Source organism: Pseudomonas neustonica, assembly GCF_003797945.1.
Taxonomy (GTDB): Bacteria; Pseudomonadota; Gammaproteobacteria; order Pseudomonadales; family Pseudomonadaceae; genus Halopseudomonas; species Halopseudomonas neustonica.
The window spans coordinates 179,917-199,991 of sequence record NZ_RKKU01000005.1 but is presented as its reverse complement, the minus strand read 5'-3'; the positions used below and the strand labels follow the sequence as shown (position 1 = coordinate 199,991).

Annotated in this window: 23 protein-coding genes; 5 read left to right on the top strand and 18 right to left on the bottom strand. The window is 58.1% G+C overall.

Annotated elements, in window-relative coordinates:
• Positions 1-21: 21 nt before the first annotated feature.
• Positions 22-981 carry a hypothetical protein gene (locus tag EF096_RS20260; protein WP_123888903.1) on the bottom strand — a complete coding sequence of 320 codons (960 nt, stop codon included), beginning with the start codon at positions 979-981 and terminating at the stop codon, positions 22-24.
• Between the two features lie 608 nt (positions 982-1,589).
• Between EF096_RS20260 and EF096_RS06960 the strand changes: the two genes are divergently transcribed.
• From EF096_RS06960 to EF096_RS06950, 3 genes are all read left to right on the top strand, one after another.
• Entirely contained in the window at positions 1,590-2,138 is a 549-nt protein-coding gene (locus EF096_RS06960) for a sigma-70 family RNA polymerase sigma factor (RefSeq protein ID WP_123888902.1), read from the top strand.
• On the top strand, positions 2,135-2,854 hold the full coding sequence (locus EF096_RS06955; RefSeq protein ID WP_123888901.1) for an anti-sigma factor: 720 nt from the start codon (positions 2,135-2,137) through the stop codon (positions 2,852-2,854). Before EF096_RS06960 ends, EF096_RS06955 begins: the two co-directional genes overlap by 4 nt.
• Before the next feature lie 774 nt (positions 2,855-3,628).
• The gene (locus tag EF096_RS06950) at positions 3,629-4,408 is read left to right on the top strand and encodes a DUF4394 domain-containing protein (RefSeq protein WP_123888900.1); all 780 of its coding nucleotides are present in this window, start codon (positions 3,629-3,631) and stop codon (positions 4,406-4,408) included.
• 143 nt (positions 4,409-4,551) lie between these two features.
• Here the strand turns inward: EF096_RS06950 and EF096_RS06945 are convergent, their stop codons facing one another.
• From EF096_RS06945 to EF096_RS06905, 9 genes are all read right to left on the bottom strand, one after another.
• The gene (locus EF096_RS06945) at positions 4,552-5,103 is read right to left on the bottom strand and encodes a hypothetical protein (RefSeq protein ID WP_123888899.1); all 552 of its coding nucleotides are present in this window, start codon (positions 5,101-5,103) and stop codon (positions 4,552-4,554) included.
• Positions 5,104-5,108: 5 nt separating this feature from the next.
• The gene (locus EF096_RS06940) at positions 5,109-5,444 is read right to left on the bottom strand and encodes a hypothetical protein (RefSeq protein WP_123888898.1); all 336 of its coding nucleotides are present in this window, start codon (positions 5,442-5,444) and stop codon (positions 5,109-5,111) included.
• A gap of 50 nt (positions 5,445-5,494) precedes the next feature.
• Positions 5,495-6,031: a TFIIB-type zinc ribbon-containing protein gene (locus EF096_RS06935; protein ID WP_123888897.1), complete on the bottom strand. Its 537-nt coding sequence runs from the start codon at positions 6,029-6,031 to the stop codon at positions 5,495-5,497.
• Between the two features lie 77 nt (positions 6,032-6,108).
• Positions 6,109-6,414 carry an excalibur calcium-binding domain-containing protein gene (locus tag EF096_RS06930; RefSeq protein ID WP_123888896.1) on the bottom strand — a complete coding sequence of 102 codons (306 nt, stop codon included), beginning with the start codon at positions 6,412-6,414 and terminating at the stop codon, positions 6,109-6,111.
• Between the two features lie 327 nt (positions 6,415-6,741).
• Entirely contained in the window at positions 6,742-7,485 is a 744-nt protein-coding gene (locus tag EF096_RS06925) for a sulfite exporter TauE/SafE family protein (protein WP_123888895.1), read from the bottom strand.
• Between the two features lie 7 nt (positions 7,486-7,492).
• Positions 7,493-8,278, bottom strand: coding sequence for an SDR family oxidoreductase (locus tag EF096_RS06920; RefSeq protein WP_123888894.1), 786 nt, complete (start codon positions 8,276-8,278; stop codon positions 7,493-7,495).
• 281 nt (positions 8,279-8,559) lie between these two features.
• Positions 8,560-9,489 (bottom strand): SDR family oxidoreductase, encoded by a 930-nt coding sequence (locus tag EF096_RS06915; protein ID WP_123888893.1) that lies wholly within the window; start codon positions 9,487-9,489, stop codon positions 8,560-8,562.
• Between the two features lie 3 nt (positions 9,490-9,492).
• Positions 9,493-10,437 carry a bile acid:sodium symporter family protein gene (locus EF096_RS06910; RefSeq protein ID WP_123888892.1) on the bottom strand — a complete coding sequence of 315 codons (945 nt, stop codon included), beginning with the start codon at positions 10,435-10,437 and terminating at the stop codon, positions 9,493-9,495.
• On the bottom strand, positions 10,434-11,762 hold the full coding sequence (locus tag EF096_RS06905; protein ID WP_123888891.1) for a flavin-containing monooxygenase: 1,329 nt from the start codon (positions 11,760-11,762) through the stop codon (positions 10,434-10,436). Before EF096_RS06905 ends, EF096_RS06910 begins: the two co-directional genes overlap by 4 nt.
• Before the next feature lie 104 nt (positions 11,763-11,866).
• Between EF096_RS06905 and EF096_RS06900 the strand changes: the two genes are divergently transcribed.
• Both EF096_RS06900 and EF096_RS06895 read left to right on the top strand, forming a co-directional pair.
• The gene (locus EF096_RS06900; protein WP_123888890.1) at positions 11,867-12,841 is read left to right on the top strand and encodes an AraC family transcriptional regulator; all 975 of its coding nucleotides are present in this window, start codon (positions 11,867-11,869) and stop codon (positions 12,839-12,841) included.
• 192 nt (positions 12,842-13,033) lie between these two features.
• Entirely contained in the window at positions 13,034-13,396 is a 363-nt protein-coding gene (locus tag EF096_RS06895) for a hypothetical protein (RefSeq protein ID WP_123888889.1), read from the top strand.
• Positions 13,397-13,405: 9 nt separating this feature from the next.
• On the opposite strand, the gene EF096_RS06890 is transcribed toward EF096_RS06895, so the two are convergent.
• The 8 genes from EF096_RS06890 to EF096_RS06855 all read right to left on the bottom strand — a co-directional run bounded on the left by EF096_RS06890 (position 13,406) and on the right by EF096_RS06855 (position 20,036).
• On the bottom strand, positions 13,406-13,798 hold the full coding sequence (locus EF096_RS06890; protein ID WP_123888888.1) for a globin: 393 nt from the start codon (positions 13,796-13,798) through the stop codon (positions 13,406-13,408).
• A 255-nt stretch (positions 13,799-14,053) separates the two neighbouring features.
• Positions 14,054-14,536, bottom strand: a complete 483-nt coding sequence (locus EF096_RS06885) for a nucleoside deaminase (RefSeq protein ID WP_123888887.1) — start codon at positions 14,534-14,536, stop codon at positions 14,054-14,056.
• A gap of 58 nt (positions 14,537-14,594) precedes the next feature.
• Complete coding sequence (locus EF096_RS06880; RefSeq protein WP_123888886.1) at positions 14,595-15,386, bottom strand: ABC transporter permease; 792 nt, start codon at positions 15,384-15,386, stop codon at positions 14,595-14,597.
• Positions 15,367-16,119: an ABC transporter ATP-binding protein gene (locus EF096_RS06875; RefSeq protein ID WP_372237857.1), complete on the bottom strand. Its 753-nt coding sequence runs from the start codon at positions 16,117-16,119 to the stop codon at positions 15,367-15,369. Before EF096_RS06875 ends, EF096_RS06880 begins: the two co-directional genes overlap by 20 nt.
• Positions 16,120-16,155: 36 nt before the next feature.
• Positions 16,156-17,151, bottom strand: a complete 996-nt coding sequence (locus tag EF096_RS06870; RefSeq protein ID WP_123888884.1) for an ABC transporter substrate-binding protein — start codon at positions 17,149-17,151, stop codon at positions 16,156-16,158.
• A 265-nt stretch (positions 17,152-17,416) separates the two neighbouring features.
• Entirely contained in the window at positions 17,417-18,367 is a 951-nt protein-coding gene (locus EF096_RS06865; protein WP_123888883.1) for a DMT family transporter, read from the bottom strand.
• Positions 18,364-19,164 (bottom strand): ABC transporter permease, encoded by an 801-nt coding sequence (locus tag EF096_RS06860; protein ID WP_123888882.1) that lies wholly within the window; start codon positions 19,162-19,164, stop codon positions 18,364-18,366. The genes EF096_RS06865 and EF096_RS06860 overlap by 4 nt, the downstream gene beginning before the upstream one ends.
• The gene (locus EF096_RS06855; RefSeq protein ID WP_123888881.1) at positions 19,161-20,036 is read right to left on the bottom strand and encodes an ABC transporter ATP-binding protein; all 876 of its coding nucleotides are present in this window, start codon (positions 20,034-20,036) and stop codon (positions 19,161-19,163) included. Before EF096_RS06855 ends, EF096_RS06860 begins: the two co-directional genes overlap by 4 nt.
• Between the last annotated feature and the right edge of the window lie 39 nt (positions 20,037-20,075).

The following is a 20,075-nucleotide window of genomic DNA, read 5'->3' as shown; positions in this document are numbered from 1 at the left end:
AAGCTGAGGCCTTGGGCATGACTAACTTGAATGGTGGCACGCTCTGCAACGCTGAGTTCGGAATAAGACATAGGGCAGCACCGTACCGGAAAGGTCAGGTGTTGCACTCAGTTTTTGCCGCCGCCCTTCTTCTGGAATATCTATATCAGCGAGCTGTTTAGCAAACAATCCATTTTTGGGATCAATTGTATTTATATTTTTGAATTGGTGATACCTACTGAAATCAATCTTTCTATCCTGCGATATTTGTATAATTCGGTCAAACTGAAACTCTTTTCTGAATGTATCGTAATCTATCGATACTTTTTTATTGGATTTTATGAGTCTGTATTTTTTCTCTCCAAAGACACCAATGATTTGATGTACAACATCTAATGACTTGTCTTCACTGATAGAAAAAAATTCGATTTTCTTGGCCAAGCGAGAGAAAATATCTTCGGCAGAAAAAATGATGCTTATTTTACTAAATAGCTCTCTCTTTTTTTCATCGCTCAAGGCATATATATAATCAACATATTGCTTTATCGGGTTTTCTGCTGCTGCATCGGCCTTGCCCTCTTCTTTAGAGTCAAGATCTGATTTAGTCTCACTAATGGCGTCAAATAAAGCAGGCATATTTGATTGTTCAAGGTGCATCAAATGGACAATACCTGCCTGCCTTGTTTTTTTCTTGTTTGTAAAAAATATGAACTCAATACTACTTGAATCAAGAATATCTAACGCCTTACTCCAATGATGTAGCGTTTTCCAAAGATCAATATCTCTATTTGTGAGAGCGGCTCCATCGTTAATTGAGTGTTTAACTTGAATTAGAGCTTTGCCACCATCAATCCTTGCGTGATGTACATCATCAAAGACCTCCAACCCAACGGATTCTCCTTGTTTTATATCAATAAGATACTCCAGGCACACAAGGTCTTGGTAATCAAACCCTAATTGGCTTTTGTCGGCTGCAACTTGTTCAAAGAACCCCTTAGACATAAAGGCCTCGATTATTTTTTCTGTATATTAGCATTACATGAAAAGCCCTCAAGAAGAGCCTTAACAGTGATTAGATCGCACGCTGCGTTATTACGCGGTATAACATGCGCGACGAATGACTCGGTTCTTGTTTTTTATCAATTACTTGTGCGTGCTCATGCTGTTATCCCTCACGTTAAACTGCGTGCGATATAAGTCCATTATGACTGCGTGCAGGCACGACGATATGTCTCTGGCCAGCAAGTGGCAGGGCGTTTGGTTTTGTGGGTTGGGATAGTCAGGCATCCGTGCCTCCAGAAAGGGGTCTGTAAAAACAGTTACTGGCATAGTGCTACGCTTTGGCTGGCTTGCCAACCCTGTTTTGATCAACTGCGCTTGCATTAATCCAAGCTGTTTTTGAGCCGAGTAGCTTTGTTATTCGGTTGAGGGAGCGCTCGCACTAGCGAAACTCGTTGTTACCACCAGCGCTGCGAGCTATTGATGGCGTGCGACCCAGCGAAACAATTACACACTAATTCCCCACTTTATTTCACTGACCGACATCCATAAGTGCGGTTCGCGGGTATAGCCTGCATGAACGGAATGGCGATTGAGTACGGGAACCGGGCATGGCAGACAGCGAGTTTGATTACGAGGGCACTCTGGAGGCCTGCGCGCGGGGTGATAAGGATGCGTTTCAGCGGCTTTATCAGCGTGAGGCGGGGCAGATGCTTGGGTTGGCTATTACCTTGCTGGGGCGGCGTGATCAGGCTGAGGACTGTTTGCACGATGCGCTGGTGAAGGTGTGGCATAACGCTGATCGCTTTGATCGCTCGCTGGGTCAGGGACGCGCCTGGATTTATAGCATCCTGCGTTATCGGGCGCTGAATCAGTTGCGTACTCGCGGACGGTTGGTCGAGACCGACGATGGCTTTATCGAGCAGATGGCGGATGACAGTGCGCAGGCAGAAGATATCGCCAGTGATCAGTCGGAAAGCCGTGAGCTGCGCCGGTGCTTGCGCCACCTGGAGCGCCCGCGTCGCCATCCGATCCTGCTGGCCTTTTATCGGGGCCTTACCCATGAACAGATTGCCAGCCGGTTGACTACGCCGCTGGGTACCATCAAGGGACGCATCCGCGCCGGTCTACGCGCATTGCAGGAGTGTTTGCAGGCATGATTCCAGAGGCAGTTGAGCCGCGTCGGGCCTTGATCGGCGAGTATGTGTTGGGCTTGCTCGAAGGGCCCGAGGCCAGCGCGGTGCGCGAGTTGATCGCGCATGACCGCGATGCCGCGCGCATGGCGTTGGAGTGGGAGCAACACCTGCTCGAACTAGCAGATGAACTACCGCCGCAAACCCCTTCACTGGTGTTGTGGGAGCGCGTGCAACAGAGCCTGGGTTGGGCGCCCGCATCGCGCGGCACGCCTGCTGACGGCTTCACCCGTTGGTGGAACAGCCTTGGCTTGTGGCGTCTGACCAGCGGTGCGCTGGCTTTGCTGGTACTCCTTAGCTGGCTGCCCGGTGTGCTGCGCGAAGCACCCGTCGGCGCGAGTTTCACGGCAGTGCTGCAGGTGCCGGGGGAAAGTGCCAAGCCGGGCTGGGTGGTAACGGTCGATGGCGACGGTACCTTGAAGCTGGAGTCGCTGGTGGCGGATCAGATCCCGGCAGATCGCAGCGTACAGTTCTGGACCCTTATTGATCCCAAAGATGGCCCGCGCTCGTTGGGTTTGATCGAGCCGGGTAAAGGCACGACCCTGAGTGCTGAACAGATTGGGGCCGTGCAGGCCGGGCAGTTGTTTGAGCTGACGCTTGAGCCGTCGGGTGGGTCGCCGTTGGATCGGCCGACGGGGCCGGTTTTGTATATTGGGCGGGCGGTGCTTATTGCGGGTAACTAGCGTGGGCTTCTCGGGGAGTTGGCGGATTTAAGTCTGGTTATTGAGGGTAACGTTACGTTCGCCTTTCGCCTGGCTGGCGAGTTACTTTTGTTTGCGTGGCCAAACAAAAGTAACCAAAAAAAAGGCCACCCCACCAAGCTGGCCTTCGGCTTCTCTGCGTTACTCGGTGTTGAGCGCGCCTGCGGAACTCGCTTCGCTCAGGCTAGGCGCCCCCCAACATTCCTCGGCTTAATCGCTCAACCCCTGCGTTACTCGACAGCTTGGAAGGGGGACGAAAGGCCGGAGATCGGAGTCCTGTCGGGCTTGGTTACTTCGCACAAACCTGCACACCAAAACCCACCGCTGCACGGACTGAATAGTCCCATCTGAGCGGGCGAGTAGCGCAGAGCTGCCGGGAAAAGGTCCTCGCGGTGTCTGAGCGAAGCGAGTTTGCGAGGGCCCCCGGCAGATCGAGCAACGCAGCGAACCCGAAGGGCCGCGCAGCTGGGTGCCCCGGGGGATCGCTAAGGGGGGATGGGCAAGCATTCCCCCTTGGCTCGCCTAAGGGCGAAAGCGGAAGTGAGCCAAACAAATGATGCTCCAAAACCGCAGCCAGTGAATGATCACCAGTAGTTTTGACTGGCCGTCGCTCAGCTCTTCACACAACCCCAGAAAATTTATTTTCATCCCCCGACATCCAAACCCAACCCTCGCGGGTATTAGCTAGTAGGTGACTTACAAAGCACCCAGCTGGATGGGTCAAGCCCATCACCACATGAATGCGAGGAATCACAGATGAATACTTTTAATAAACTAATCCTGACCACCTCACTGACACTGGCCGCCGGCACTGCCAGCGCCGCCCAATTGCTGGCCCTCGGTGAAGACGGCATGCTGCACAAGATCGATACCGATACCTTGAGTGTAACCGCCAGCATGCCGGTTGAAGGCGCCAGTGACCTGCGCGGCATCGACGTCCGCCCGGCCAACGGCATGCTCTACGCACTGGGCGGCGGCACCCAGCTGTACACCATTGATGCGGCCACCGGCCAAGCCACCGCGGGTGCGATGCTGAACTCTGCACTCCCCGGTAGCGAGCATGCGGTGGTCGACTTCAACCCCAAGGCGGATCGTCTGCGTTTGCTGGCCGCCGATGGCACCAACTTCCGTGTGAATGTTGAGACAGGTGAAGTCGCAACGGATGGCAGCGTGGCCTATGCCAAAGGTTCCGAGCACGGCAGCATGATGCCGAAAGTGGTTGCCGGCGCGTACACTGATTCCTTTGCCGGGACTGAGAAAACCGAGCTTTACACCGTCGATCTGGCCACCGGCATGCTGATGCTACAAAACCCGCCGAATGATGGCGTGCAGCAACCCGTCGGTGAATTGGCCAAAGGCCTGGACGCTGCCGCCATGGACATCGCCAGTGACGGCAAGGGTGGCAACACCGCTTATGTGCTGGCCAATGGCACTCTGCACACGGTCGATCTGAGCACTGGTGCACCCGCCTCGCTGGGCATGATCGCTGACCTGCCAGAGGGCATCATCGATATCGCGGTATGGCCCGAAATGTAATATGGCTGTTGCGCTAAAATAAAAACCCCGCGCAACGGCGCGGGGTTTTTAATGCTTCTAGTTCGCTTTTTGATCGTTCCCACGCTCCGCGTGGGAATGCAGTCCAGACGCGCTGCGTCGGCTACTGCCATATCGCACGCGCACTATTGAGCGGCAGTCAGCTCGGGCATTTTGACGCCCGCCAGTCGGGTGCTGAAATCGTACTTGAAGTTGTAGTCTCCCACGTAGGCTTGAGCGATCTTGCCAGACCATTCGATATCGAACGTGGCGGGGCCGGTGCGGATAAACTTGATCTGGTGCCGGGCTGCGGCATCGTGACCGAGCAGGTAGATGTGAAAGGCAAAGTCGTCCCAATCTTCTATAGCGTCGGGGTGCATATCCACTTCCAACTCAAGGCCATCCACTAGGGCTTCAGTGTACTCAGCCTCTGGGCAGACCTTGAAGCCACCGTCGTGCCACTCATTGGTCGATAGTGTGCATCTGTGATAGTTGCCCCAGACGATGGGAGCTTGCCAGTCGCTGTCGTACTCCTCATCTTCGCCATCGTCGATATCACGTTCAGCGTAGTAGTCGTCGGTTTCCAGATGAAAATGAAACCAGACCATGCCCTCGCGTACCTCGGCAGTCCAGCAGAAATCCTTGACGGCATGGCCTTCCGGCCAAGGGTTGTTCTTGAAGTAGATTCGGTTATCCATGGCGGTTACTGAACAACTTTTGTCAGGCGCACGCCATCGACCACCATCTGCCACTGACCATTGTTCAAATGGGGTGGTTCAGTCACATCAAAGGTGGTGGTGAAGGGGCCAATGCCAACCACAAAATCGTCACCCAGAAACTCCTTTACCTGGCTGTTGAGCGAGGTGGTTCCGCCGTTTTTCAGGCGTTTATAGGCGACGGTGCCGTCAGTCAGAATAAGCAGGGCCATCTCGCTGCTTTGCCATTCGCCAGCGTAAGCCATCTTCTCTGGGGGCAAGGGATCTGCGCAGCCGGTGATAAGCGCGGCCAAAAACACAACAATCAGTACTTTAAACTTCATAAGACTCTCTATCGGGTGGGTATTGGTTGGGTTGATGACGCCAACCGGTGTTACTCAACGGCCAGAAATTGCACAATCGCGGCTTTATTCGGGTGATTGCTGAGCCACTGTCGGGCGGCTATGGCGCGCTCGGTATCCTCTTCGCCAACCACTTTTTTTAGCCGCTCTATGCGGGCCAGCTCGGTTTGGTCCTGGCGCACCTTGCGCTGCCATTGATCGCTAAACACGCTGGGCAATTTGTTGGCCAGCGCCAGGGATTTGAGTAGCTGCCACTCGCCGCCATCGAGCCAGGCTTCATCACAACCGCTGCAGAGATCGATCCGGTTATTGAGCGCACCGGTCACCGAATACTTGGTCATCAGTCGGGCGCACTTGGGGCAGCTCAGGGCGGTTTTGCTATCGGCGTCCTGCACTACCTCACTGTTGTAGTCGGCGTCGCTGGTCTCCAGCGTTACGCGCTCGGCCCAGTCACGGTAATACAACAATGACAGCAGCGAACCCTCGCACGAGGTGCAGCCCATCACCGGCAAGCTGTCGTCCAGCTTGGTGGGTTTGAGGTCCATGTTTTTACATTTTGGGCAATGCATTCAAACTCCTGTTGTGCGTTGGGATGAACAACCTGGCACTGCCATTGCGCCGCTGCGCCAGGCGGACCCGGGGTCGGCTAGAACCGTGAGTCGTTCTCGCAGGGTATACCGTCGCGGTCGCCATCCATTTTGGTATTGGGGCAGTGCCGGGTAAAAAACTCGGCCTCTGCGCGCGACCGCATCTGGCTGCAGTGCTGCCGCCCGTCGCAACTGAAATTGGGTTTCGGTGGTGTGGGTGGCGTGGGTGTGACGCGGCTGCTGGATACCTGGCTGGTGCCACTATCGCCGTAACTCGTTATCGTCGGAGTCTGTGGCTGCAGTTTTTCGGTATACATTTTCCAGCCGGCAAAAGCCAACAGGATGACAAACAGTAACTTTTTCATGCGTTAATCCAGCGATGTTTGAGCGGTAGTAAGAGTGGCGTTTGGCATAGCGGTCGCATGCGTTTCATCCGGGTAGCAAAACCGGACGGCGCATTGTCAGTGGCAAAGGTTGAACGGGGTAAGTGTCTTGCACGGCGACAGCCAGGCATCCATGCCTCCAGTAAGGGGACTGCGGAACTGCAGTTAGCAGGATAGTGCCGCCTGGCGAGGAGCTTGCCAACTGGTTTTTGGCTGCGTGTCTTGGCGTGTGACCGGTTGCCGATTTTGCGCCGACGAGGATGGTTAACAGGCCTGCGCCTTAACAAAAAACTCGAACCTGTGCACGGATTAGAGCACTGCCTTACCCAGCAGCAACGCCCCTGTCACCAGCAGCAAGCTGTAAATCATCTGCCGAAAGCGCTGTTCGTTCAGGCGGTGATGCAGAAACTCACCCAAGAGCACACCGATGACCAATAGCGGCAGGTAGCTGGCGATGCGCGGCAGGTTGGGTAGCAGACTGCCGTCGAGCAGAAAGAGCACCGTCATGCTGCCGTTGAGGCAGAACCAGACGCTGATCAGGGTGGCGCGTAGTTTGCTCTTGTCCAGCGTGGTGCCGGCCAGACCATAGACCAGCAGCGGGCCGCCGGACGCAAACAGACCGTGGGTGACGCCGGCGCCCAGCGTGAGCAGGCGGCTAAGCCAGCGCGGATGTGCTTCGCTGTTGAGTCCTTTGAACATACGCCATAGTTCGCGCCCAGCGAACCAGAGCACCAGCACGCCAAACAATGCCTTGAGCAACTGGCCGTCGAGCCAGGGGCGCAGACCGTAGCCGAGCAGCATACCGATGAGCATCAAAGGCAGAATCAGCTTGAGCAGCAGCGACCATTGAATGTGCTCGCGGTTACGCCACGCCAGGTAGCCACTCATGCAGATATTCAGCGGCACCAGGACTGGCAACATGGCCGGGATAGGTAGCAGCAGCGCGCCGAGCGACAGGGCGATGACGATGCTACCGAAACCGGTGATGGCTTCTATGGTGTAGGCCAGCAGGATGAAAACACCCAGCCAGATCCAGGGGTCTAACAGGCTCATGAATGACTCATCTCAGGTCTCCGGCAAAGCGTTTGCGTACCTGACGCAGATACAGCGCCGGGGCGAAGCGCCAGAGCAGGCTGCCGAATTTCGACACCGGCTCGGGCAGCAGCCAACGTTGCCCGTTTGCGAGCGCTTTGTCGATCAGCTCGACCATCCATTCCGCGCTGCGCATGCCGCCGACCATGGAGCGCGCATGGCTGGCGGGCTTGCCATCCTTACCCAGAGCGTTGTGCTCGATGGGGGTATCGAGAAAGCTGGGATAGACCATCAGCACATGGATGCCGTCGGGCTCCAGCTCCAGCCGCAAAACCTCAAAGAACTGGGTCAGCGCGCCCTTGGCGGCGCAGTAGGCGGCGCGCCCCGGCACTGGCATCCAGCCCGCCATGGAGCCGATGCAGACAATCTCGCCGCGGCTGGCGCGCAGCAGCGGTAGCGCGGCCATCGTCAGCTCGACCGGGCCCTGCCAGTCTACGGCCATGATCTTGCGAAACACCGCCGGATCGGTCTGGTGCGCTGGCGAGCGATGGGTGATACCGGCGTTATTGACCAGCCGATCCAGCCGGCCAAATTGCTGCTCGGTGGCCTGGATCAGTTTTTGGATGTCGTCGGCGTTGGTGATATCGGCAACCACCGCCAGCACCCGTTCGGGCGCGTTGAGTTGCGCCTCGCGCTCGGCTAGCAGATCAGCGTTGATATCCGCCAGTACCAGACGGTGCCCGGCGGCAAACCACTGCTGGGCCATAGCCCAGCCGAGGCCAGAGGCGGCGCCGGTGATCAGAATCGTTTTCATGGGTGGCTCCGTTGTTTTTGTTATTGGGCGGAGCTGGAAGCGCTGAGCTTCAAGCCTCAAGCCTCAAGCCTCAAGCTCAAAGCTAGAAGCTAGAAGCCCACACGGCGTTCAAATAAAGCTTGACGGGCTAAACCCGACCGCCATCCTGTTAACGCTTGCAGCTTGCAGCTTGCAGCTTGCAGCTTGCAGCTTGCAGCTTGCAGCTTGCAGCTTGCAGCTTGCAGCTTGCAGCTTGCAGCTTGCAGCTTGCAGCTTGCAGCTTGCAGCTTGCAGCTTGCGCGCTAGCGCCTAAGCCCCCGCGCGTTAACAAAAAACTCAAAGGTTTCGGCTGAGGTTTTTTGTAGCGGATAGCCAAACTCGTCCTTCAGCCTGCGGTTACTGAGTACCGGGCGGTAGCGCAGAAAGTTGATCTGCTCCGGACCCGTCGGTTTGCCCAGCCATTTGGCGACCTGCAGGGCGCTTTTCAGTACCCAGGGGGCGAGATTCAGGGTGGGCTTGTTCAGGCGCCTGGCGATCTCGTGCAGGGTCAGGGCGCCATCACCGGCCATGTTGTAGATGCCGTGCTTGTCTTCGCGAATACCCATTTCCATGGCGGCGAGTACGTCCTGATCCCAGATAAACACGAAGGGCGAGTCGCTGCCCTTGATGGTCAGTATCCGTTTGGCTTCAAACAGGCCGGTGATCTGGTTGCGCGTCTCGCTACCGAGCACGGTGCCGGGGCGAAAGATCAGTTGCTGCAGCTCGGGATGCTTGCTGCGGAAGCTGGCGAGCAGTTCTTCCACCTGGCGCTTGTGATCGGAGTAGGCAAACTCGGCGTTGCCACGAATGGCGTCGCTCTCGTCGATCCACTCCGGGTTATCGGCGTAGTAGCCATAGGCGGCGCCGGAGCTGGTGACGGTCAGGTGTTGCACGCCAGCCTCGATGCAGGCGTGCAGCACATTGCGCGTGCCGTTAACGTCGATATCAAAGTCGCGCGCGCGGTCTTTGGAGGCCTGCAGGATGGACGCCAAATGCACCACGTGGGTGATGCCGTTTTGTTTCAACAGCGCGCCCAGCTCGCGATCACGAATATCCATGATCTGCAGCGGAAAGTTCACATCATCGCGGCTGCGCAGGTCGGTACCGATAACATGAAAGTCCTGCGCCAGTCGGTTACCCAACTGGTGGCCGATATAACCGGCGGCGCCGGTAATCAGAATGCGTTTGCTCATGGCTTACTGACTCTGTTCTGCGCCGCGCTGGGCGGCAAGCTGTTGTAGATGGTCTTCGCGGCGGCTCTGGTAGGCCCAGATCTGCGACAGGGTCAGCCCGGATACCAGATGCCAGGTGCCCCAGAACGCGGTAATCAGCATCATGCCGCCGGCATTCGGGAAGAAGGTAAAGAGGATCACCAGCCCCAATCCCGAGTTCTGAATGCCCACTTCCATGGTCACGGCGCGGCGGTCGCCTACCGGCAGCTTCATCAGCCGCGCCATGGCGTAGCCCAATGACAGCGCCAGCAGGTTGTGCGCTACCACCAGCCAGAAGAAGCTGTTGAAGCGTTCGATGAAGAGGTCGAAGTTGTTACTGAAGGCAATGCCGACAAAGCCGAGAAACACCAGCAGCGAGACGATGCGTAGCGGCTTTTCACTGCGCAGCGCCAGCGCTGTCCAACGCTTACCGCTGAGCATGCCCAGTACCAGAGGCAAGGCCAGTACCAGCAACACAATCAGCAGGATGCTGCCCGGTTGCAGGCTGATCTGCGTGAGGTACTCGCGGGTGTGCGGGTTGAGCCACCCGTAAAAGGCGAAGTTGAGCGGTGTGAGCACGGTGGCAACCAGGCTGGAGACCGCCGTCATACTGACCGAAACCGCCACATTGCCCTTGCCCAGCCAGGTCATCACGTTCGAGAAGCTGCCGCCGGGGCAGCAGGCCACGAGGATCATGCCCAGCGCCAGTTCGGGATCGATGTTGAGCACCCAGGTCAGTAGACAGGTGGCCAGCGGCAGCAGCAGAAACTGCGCAAACAACCCGGCCAGGGGTGCGACCGGCGCTTTGATGATGCGCTTGAAGTCCTCCAGCTTGAGCGTCAGCGACACACCAAACATCATGGCCGCCATGATGATGTTGAGCAGAATCAGGCTGGCCGGATCAAACTGGATCGGCAGTGGCCCGCTCATGTCGCCGCAACCGGCTCGGGCGTGCTGGCTTGCAGTTCGGCCTCGAGCGCGGTGATGTGCTGATTCAGCGCCGCGAGGTAGGCGTCCTTGTTGACGTAGTAGGCCATGCGCGCCAGCTTGATGTAGTCATAGCCACCATCCAGATTGCTGGTCGCCTGCTGGCGCTTGGTTTCGGCAAACTGCAGTGCGGCCGGGCTGCATTGCTGGCGTTGATGGATATAGAGCGCGGCCAGCCGCGCCTGCTGATTGCGCCCTTCCCAGCCGAGGCCGGCAGCTTCAATCATGCCCATCATGAACAGGTTGTCGTACTGCGGATGGAACACGTTCATATACAGTTGCGGTGCATCAACTTGTGCTGGCCAGTTGAGGTGCTTGCGGTCGATAAAGGGGTAGTCGAGCTGATAGCCCGTGGCCAATAAAATCAGGTCGTATTCGCCGCTCTCGCCATCAACAAAGCTGACCTTATTGCCTGCCATGCTGTTGATATCGCGGCGCGCCTTGATATCGCCATGGCCCAGGTGGTGCAGAATCAGCGAGTTGACCACCGGGTGCGACTCGTACATCCGGTAATCCGGATCGGGCAGGCCATAGTCGGAGGGCTTGCCCATGATCATGCGGATCATGGCCGCATCGACTCGCTGCTTGAGCTTGCGCGGGAGTTTGAGTTTGCCGCCCAAGGTATCGGTTGGTTTGCCCTTGATGAATTTGGGTAGAAAGTAATAACCCCGGCGCAGGCTCATATCGACTGACTTGGCGTGGTGCACGGCGTCCACGGCGATATCTGCCCCGGAGTTGCCGCAACCGACGATCAGCACGCGTTTGTCTTTAAATACTGAAGGGTCGCGGTACTCGCTGGAATGCATTATCCGCCCGGCAAACTCGCCGGGCAGCTGCGGCTGGTTGGGGGTGTGCAGGGTGCCGTTGGCGATCATCACGCCAGCGAAGTGCCGGCTCTGTTGATGGCCATCGCGCTCGGTGGTGATCTGCCAGCCGCCATTTTCCGGCGTGACGCTGAGTACGCGGGTATTGAATTCGTAGTGACGGGCCAGATCAAAGTGCTGTGCGTAATCACGAAAGTAGCGCTTGAGTTCACTGTGATGCGGATACAACGCGACGCTGTCGGCCATCGGAAACTCGGCGAACTCGGTCATGCGTTTAGAGGAGATCAGGTGCGCCGTCTCGTACATGGTGCTGTGGGGGTTGTCGATATCCCACAGGCCGCCGACGTCATTGTTCAGCTCCAGACCAATGAACGGGATGTCGAGCTTCTGCAGGTTGCGAGCCGTGGCCAGGCCCATGGGACCGGCGCCGATAACAGCGTACATGGGGTGTGCTCCAGATTGAGTCATTGTTGTTATGATGTTGAGTCTAGCCAACTGCCCGCCGTGCGTAACGCACCAAACGGGACAAGGAACCGGCAATTCACGCCATGCCAAGCGATCAACACAGCGTCACACCACTTTATGCGCAAGCTCTGCTGCAGTCGGCTGAACGCCATGGCGTTGCCCTGCCCGCTCAGCTTTGCCAGCGTCTGCGATCCGGCGAGCGCATTCCTTTGGCGTTGCAGGATGAACTGTGGGAAAGCTATTGCGCGCTGATGGCTGATCCGCTGGTAGGGTTGCGGCTGGGGCTGGATATCCAGATTGGCCACCTCGACAGCGCGGGCATGCTGTTGGTGACCTGCGACACCCTGGGTGAAGCCTTGGCTGAGCTGGTGGAGTACGCCCCGGTGATAGGCGCAGGTGGCGAGTTTCAGTTGCTGCGCGAAGCGGATCAGGTGGCTATCGACTATGAGCCACATCTGGCCGTGCGGCAGGCCGAGCGAGTCGAAGCAGCGCTGACGGTGCTGCTCAACCTTACTCGCTGGGCAACCGGTGGACGCTTTCAGCCCAGCGGTATCTGGTTGGCGCACGCGCCCTTGGCCTTAGCGACCGAGTATCAGGCGCTGATTGATTGCCCGCTGCATTTTTCCGCGGGCTGCAATCGCATTACCTTCAGTGTTGAGCAGCTGGAGCTACCGCAGGTTCAGGCCAATAGCGCGCTGCGTGATCACCTGCGTCAATTGGCCGATCAAACCCTTGCGGCGCTGGGGCAGCACAGCCTGACTGCCGAGGTGCAGGCCTTGGTGCGCAGCCATCCGCGCTGGGGCAAGGAGCGCATTGCTGAGCAGCTGGGTCTCAGCGGTCGCCATCTGAATCGCAAGCTGGCCGAGGAAGGCTTGTCGTTCAAGGCGCTGCGTGAAAGTGTGCTGCAGCAGATGGCCTGTAGCGCGCTGCAGGGGCGTCAGAGCGTAGCGCAGATTGCCGAGCAGCTCGGCTTTTCCGATGAAAACGCCTTTGTGCGCGCCTTTCGCCGCTGGCAGGGTGAAACCCCTGCGCGTTACAAGGCTGCCTTGGCGCGTTGAGCGCAGTGGCTTGCATTTAAATCTGGCTGGCCTATGGTAGAGGCCTGCACCACAACCGAGTCAGATCATGTATTGGTTTTACCCGCTTAGCGATAGCCTACTCGCCTTCCTGAATTAAGCCGGGACGGTTTAACCGTACCCGGCGTTTCCCTCTTATTTTACCTAGTGATTTTCTGTCAGAGAGAGAAGGACATGTCGTCTATTGTCGATGTGAAGCAGCCATTACGCAGCCTGGCGCAGCACAGCACTGCCTGGAACAAAACGGGGCCAAGCGAGTTGGCCAGTGTGATTGGCAAGCTGGAGTTGCTGGAGCGTGATCTGGTGACGCTGCGCGCACGCGTGGGCAGCGACTTATTGCTGCTGGATATGAATACCCAGGATTTGATCGAGCTGCGACTTGGCGAGCGCAGCTGCAGCGCTGATGCGCAGGTGTCGATCTTTTCGCCTCTGGGCGCCCGCCTGCTGGCGGCTCGCCCAGGCGATATACTCAATCTGGGCGGTTTCAGCGGCGGGTATCGGTTGTTGCTGGTGCGCGTCAGTGCACCAGCAAACTAGGGCTGCTGCCTAGTAGCCCGCCTGCATGATCTCGATGCCCTTGCCCAAAACCTCACGCCAGGCCTTGATGGTGCCATCGTTGCAATCACGGTCGTGCTGACTAATAGTGCTGATCAGCGCCTCTATCCAGTAGTGATAGAGGTGCGGCTCAATATTCATCTTCTCGCGTGAGTGCGACTTGGCCAGCGCCTGCAGTTTGGTTGGCGGTAGACCGCGTGCAAATAGCACCAGATTGAGGATGCCCTGGCGCAACAGTAGCTTCTGTGCCGGCATATCGGTGTTCTTGAACTTGGCCGCGACATCAGGCGACGAGCTGAGAAAGGTACGGTAGAAGTCATCGAAAAAGACGCTTACTGCACAGCAGCGTCCATAGCTTTGCATTACGGTATCAGCGGAACTCATCGGGTGCCTGTCATGCTGGGGCCTGAGGCGGCCATATTTTTGCGGAGCGCAATCTTACCAGTTTGTAAGACTGCGCACTGCGATGGTGCAAAAAAACCTTAGTCCGATTAGCTCTCAGAGATAAGCCAGAAGGCGCAAGCTTGACGCCTCTACGCCTCTACGCCTCTACGCCTCTACGCCTCTACGCCTGCTAAACCGTTTGCGCGCTGGCCGATGGCGAGCGTGAAGTAGTCAGCTAAACGCCCGCCGCGCAGATCAGGCTTGCCAGAACTTGACGTGTACCTGCGCGGACTCTTCTTCCAGCAATGGGCCAACCACTTCGACCTTGCGTTGACCGGCGGCAAACACCGTACGGCACGGCAAATCCAGTGTCGGATTTTCCGGATGGTTGCCGGTGAGTTCTTTCAAGCGCTTTTCGCTGGCGCCATACACCACGCGCCCGACCCCGGCCCAATACACGGCACCCGCGCACATGGCGCAAGGTTCGGCCGAGGTATACATGGTGCTACCGGCCAGAATCTCTGGCGAGTAGGTAGTGTTGGCGCGGGTCATCAGCACGCGTTCGGCGTGGCCGGTCATGTCATGCTCCGGCAGAAAGGCGTTGAGCTGCTCCATCAACACCTTGCCGTCGGCATCGACGAGGATGGCGGCAAAGGGATGGATGCCCTGCTGGGCGGCTTGTTCTGCCAGGCGGAAACTTTCGCGCAAAAACTGGGTGTCGCGTTCGGTATGACTCACAAAGATAATCCTTTTAACTCTGGCCGGTTCAGGCGGCGCAGTGGCCGCCGGTAGTGGGTTATTTTTTCTTCGGCAGGCTCCAGGCGAAGAAGATCTGCTGGGTCCATTGCACCGACTTGAACAGCAGCAGGCTGACGGCGGCAAGGAAGAACAAGCCAGCAAAGGCCTGTGGAATCTTGAAGAAGGAGGTAGAGAACTGGATGAAGTAGCCGAGGCCTTCTTCGGCGGCGACAAACTCGGCCACCACCGCGCCGATGATCGCCAGGGTAATAGCCACCTTGAGGCCGCTGAAAATATGCGGAATGGCGTAGGGAATCCGAATCTGCCAGGTTTCACGGCGCAGGGGCGCATCCAGCGAGCGGCTCAGTTCAATCAGCTCTTCGGGCGTTTCGTTGATCCCGGTCGCGGTGGAGACTACCAGCGGGAAGAAGGTCAGCAGGCAGGTAATCAGCACGCGAGAGGGGTCGTCCGAACCCATCATGACGATGATCAGCGGGGCGACTGCGACCACCGGTGTTGACTGGATTACCACCAGCAGGGGGTAGAGCGTGCGCGACAGAAACTCTGAGCGCATCATTGCAATGGCCAGCGGAATGCTGATCACGATCGAGAGCGCAAAACCCATCAGTGCCACGCGCAGGGTCGCCCACAGGTGCATCATCCAGCGGCTGAACTCAACATCAAAAAAGGCGCTGAAGATGGCCGTCGGTGCTGGCAGCACGTAATTGGGCAGCGAGAATACTCGGCAGACCAGTTCCCACAACACGATCAGGCCAACGAAAAACAACCAGGGCGATAGATTCAATAACAGCGCACGGCGCGCTGCGGCCTCAGTGGGCGTCTGGCTCATAGATATGATTCCTTATGCGGTCAGTCAGCTCGCTGAAGCGGGGATTATTGATGGTTTGGGTATTGCGCGGTCGTGGCAGATCGATGTCGATCAGGTCGAGCACGCTACCGGGTCGCTTGCTCATGACCAGGACGCGGTCGGCGAGCAGCACGGCTTCGGAAATCGAGTGGGTAATGAACAGCACCGTCTTCGGTTGTTCATCCCATATTTTCAGCAGATCGAAACCAATCTGCTCTCGGGTCATTGCATCCAGCGCGGAGAAGGGTTCGTCCATCAGCAGGATGTCGGGATTGAGCAACAGCGCGCGCACAATACCCACACGCTGCTGCATACCGCCGGATAGTTCGTCCGGCATCTTGTCGGCGAAGGCCTCTAATCCGGCCATCGCCAATAGCTCGTTAGCGCGTTTCTCGTCCTGCGCGCCGTAGCGGCCGAACTTGTGCTTGAGCGGAAAGAGCACATTTTTGCGAACGCTCAGCCAGGGCAATAGGGTCGGCTTTTGAAACACGATGCCAACGTCGTCACGGGGGCCGTTCACCTTTTTGCCAAATACGCTGACGTCACCTTCGCTCGGCACCAGCAGGCCCGAGACCATACGCAGCAAGGTGGACTTGCCGCAACCGGAGGGCCCTACCACCGCCACAAATTCGTGGCGGTTGATGTCGAGGTCAATGTTCTGCACCGCCATCGGGCTGCCGGGCGTGGGATCGTAGCGATGTCCCACACCCGTCATGCGCACGAAAGCGCGTTCGCTTTTGTGCTCCATGACTTACTCCGCTGCCGGCATGAAGTCGCGGTTAACGATGCTTTCCGGGTCCAGTGCGTCAGCGCTCAGCTCGTTGGCCTTGGCCACCCACTCCCAGGTTGTAGCGATACGCTCAGGTGTCATGGTGCCCAGACCGTCGGCTTCGCTGGTCTCGTTGAAGCTCAGTGGCATGGAGTCGCCAATCTGTGCGGTGGCCACTGCTGCATCCACTTCCGGCACCATGGTGTGCAGATCGGCAGCAGCCAGATCCGGATGCTCGTTGGTGAAGCGCAGGGATTTGTCGAAGGCACGCATGAAGCGCTTGGCCACATCCGGACGCTCGCTGAGGAAGCTGTCGCTGGCAACCACGGCGGAGCTATAGAGCGACAGACCGGCGTCTGACCAGCGAATGACGTTGATATCCTTACCCGCACTCGCGGCCTGCTGCTTGAACAGGGCGATATTGGTGACCCAGGCGATGATGGCGTCGGTGTTGCCGGTCACCAGCATGGGGCCGAGTGCGCCGGGATCGGACTTGGTCAGAGACACGGCATCAGCGGGCAGGTCATTGGCTTCCAGCACCAATGGCAGGAAGGCGTTGGAGGAGGTGAACGGTGAGGTAGCCACCTTCTTGCCAGCGATATCACTGAAGTTATTGATGCCGCTGTCGCTCAGTGCAAAGAAGGCATGTGGGCCCTGGTTGAAGATCATGTAAACCGCGCTGACCGGTACGTCGTCCTGCGCGCGGGCTGCCATCAATGCACCAATGTCGGCGCTGCCGATATCCGCCTGGCCGGTGGCGATCTTGGTGATGGCGTCGGTGGAGCCGCGACCGCTGGCGACGCTGACTTCCAGGCCTTCATCGGCAAAGAAGCCCTGCTGGATGCCGGTATACACTGGCGCTTTATCACCGCCTGGCAGCCAGTCGAGTTGGTAGGTTACTTCATCGGCTGCCGCTGCAATCCCGCTGGCAGACATGGCGATGACCATCGCCAGAACGCCGGACGCTTTCTTTAACATAGTCTTTCTCCAAGGATAGTGTGTCTGGTTTATAACCTGACCACTTGGGCAGGTTTTAGTGATCAGGAGCAATATGCGGGCCAGCTTGTATTTTTTGCTGCGCAATTCGCTGCAGGGCGCGTAAAGCGGGGGTGTGCCAGACGGCAGTCAACCAGGGATGTGAGTGGCAGGACCCACGTTGTGAAGCGTCTGTGCGCTTTATTGGTGCGGCGCACAGACGCGGGGCGCGACCAAAGCGCGTCGCGCTGGGTAGGCCATCAGCCGTTCAGCTGCTGGAGGACTGTGCCGCTCGCCGAGTGCGTAATGCCTGGCGGCGGTCAGCCAGACCCACGATCAGAATGCCGGCAGCGATCAGCGCGAAGCCACTGAGGTCGGTACGGGTGGGTTGTTCGTGCAGAAACAGGCTGGCCGTAATTAGCCCGACAGCAGGCACGGCGGCAGAGCTGAGAGAGAGACTTACGGCCGGCAGCGAACGGATCGCCGCGACCTGTGCAGCAACGCACAGCCCTGACGCGACTGCGCCGCTGAAGAGCAACTGCCAGGCAAAGGCTGGCTGCCAAATGATCTCGGCAGGATCTTCAAAATAGAGCGCGATGGGCGTCAGGACCAGCACCGACATCAATACCTGCCACGGAATCAGCGCCATTACATCACCCTGCCAGTGGTGCTTGCGCACATGCACCAGACCGACCGTCCAGATCAGGGTGGCGAGCATGATCAGGCCGCCGCCCACGAACACATCAGGATTGTCCCAACCGATCGATAGCGGGTTGAACACCGTGAGCAGCCCACTCAACCCCAAGCCAACGCCCACCGCGCGTGGCAGGGTAAAGCGCTCGCCGAGAAACAGGGCGGCAGCCGGTACCACCCAGATGGGCGTGGTATAGGCGAGAATCGCGGCGCGCCCGGCAGGCAGATATTGCAGGCCGAGGGTGACCAGGGAGATAAACGCCATGTTTTGCAAAATGCCGACTGAGAAAAGCACTGGCCAGTCGGCGCGCGGTGGCAGGCGTAAAACGCCCATCGCGGCGGCGATGCTGAACATGGTGATGGCGCCCAGCGCCATGCGCATGCTGGTAAATAGCAGCGGCGGGCTGTTCTCCAGACCCAGTTTCAGAATCGGGAAGTTCAGCCCCCAGGCCAGCGCGGTGAATCCGAGCAGCAGGTAACCCAGCCCCCAAGCGTAAGTGTGCGAGGCGGGGTTGCTGCGACTCAATGTTCTACTTCCAGCGCGCTCTCGTGCCAGTTACGCAGCGCCCGGTCCGATAACCAGACCATGATTCCAAACAGCGCGATACCGGTCAGGGTGATCAACACCAGAGCGGCAAACATGCGCGGAATCTGCAAGTTGTAGCCGGACTGCATGATGAGATACGCCAGGCCAGCCTTGGCACCGCCGGTGCCCGCCACAAACTCTGCCACCACGGCGCCAATCAGCGCCAGACCGCAACTGATGCGCAGGCCACCAAAGAAGTAAGGTAGCGCGCCGGGGATACGCAGGCGCAGCAACTCCTGCCAGCGGCTGGTGCGGTACATACGGAACATGCTGAGCAGGTTGGGATCAACGCTGCGCAGGCCCAGGGTGGTGTTGGAGATGATCGGGAAGATGGCGATGATCACCGCGCACACTGTCAGCGCCCAGGTGGTGTCGTCTACCCAGATGATGATCAAGGGCGCGATAGCCACCACCGGCGTGACCTGTAGCAAGACTGCGTAGGGAAACAGGCTCAGCTCAATCCATTTGCTCTGGATGAACAGCAGCGATGCCGCGACGCCCAACACCACGGCAATGACGAAGGCCAGCAGGGTGATCTTCAGTGTCATCAACAACGCATTGAGCAGGGTTTTCCAGTCGGTGATCAGCGATTTCATGATCTCGATTGGCCCGGGCAGTATGTACTTGGGCATCTCATAGGCGACCACGGCGATCTGCCAGAACAGCAAAAACAGAATGCCCACCAACAGCGGGGCGGCGATTTTAACGAACTGTTCGTTTTGAATCAGCGGCTTCATGCGCGTTGCTCCTGATCCGCACCCATGGCACTCGCCCGCTCCAGTGCCTGCGACACCTGGCGGCAGTAGCCGGCAAACTCGGTCGACACGCGGAAATCGGCGTTGCGTGGGAAGGGTTGATCGATCTTGATGTCATCGACGATACGGCCGGGGCGCGCGGCCATCACCACTACGCGGCTGGACAGGTATACCGCCTCGTAGACACTGTGGGTGACGAAAACAATGGTCCAGCCATTCTTTTGCCAAAGCTTGAGCACGTCATCGTTGAGCTTGTTACGGGTCATCTCGTCCAGTGCGCCGAAGGGTTCATCCATCAGCAACAGGTTTGGCTCGGTGACCATGGCGCGGGCAATCGAGGCACGCATCTGCATGCCGCCGGATAGCTCGCGCGGGAATGAGTTATCGAAACCGCTGAGGCCGACCATCGCCAGAGCCTGGTCAATCTTCTGCTCGGTTTCAGGGCCGCTCTGGTGCTCCAGATCCAGCGGCAGTCGCACGTTTTTGCGCACCCTTGCCCAAGGCATGAGCGTGGCGTTCTGGAATACAAAGGCCAGTTTTCGACCCTTGTCGCCCACCACGCCGTAGTCCTGCTCCCAGAACTTGATAGTGCCGCTGGTAACGTCGCCGAGCCCGGCCATGATGCGCAGCAAGGTGCTCTTGCCACAGCCGGATGGCCCCAGCAGACTGACGAATTCGCCCTGGCGCACGGTCAGGTCGGCGCCCTTTAGCGCGACAGTGCCATTGGCGTAGATCTTGTTCACACCTTCAACCTGCAGTACCGGACGGCCGTTGGTCGCGCCTGCCTTTACGGTGGGCTCCCCAGCCGGATCGGCTGCGGCAGGTTTTAGGGGGGTGACTCTGGAAGAGGTCATCTTTTGCTCCCGTGGGTAGCCGCTTGGCGCGGGCTACCC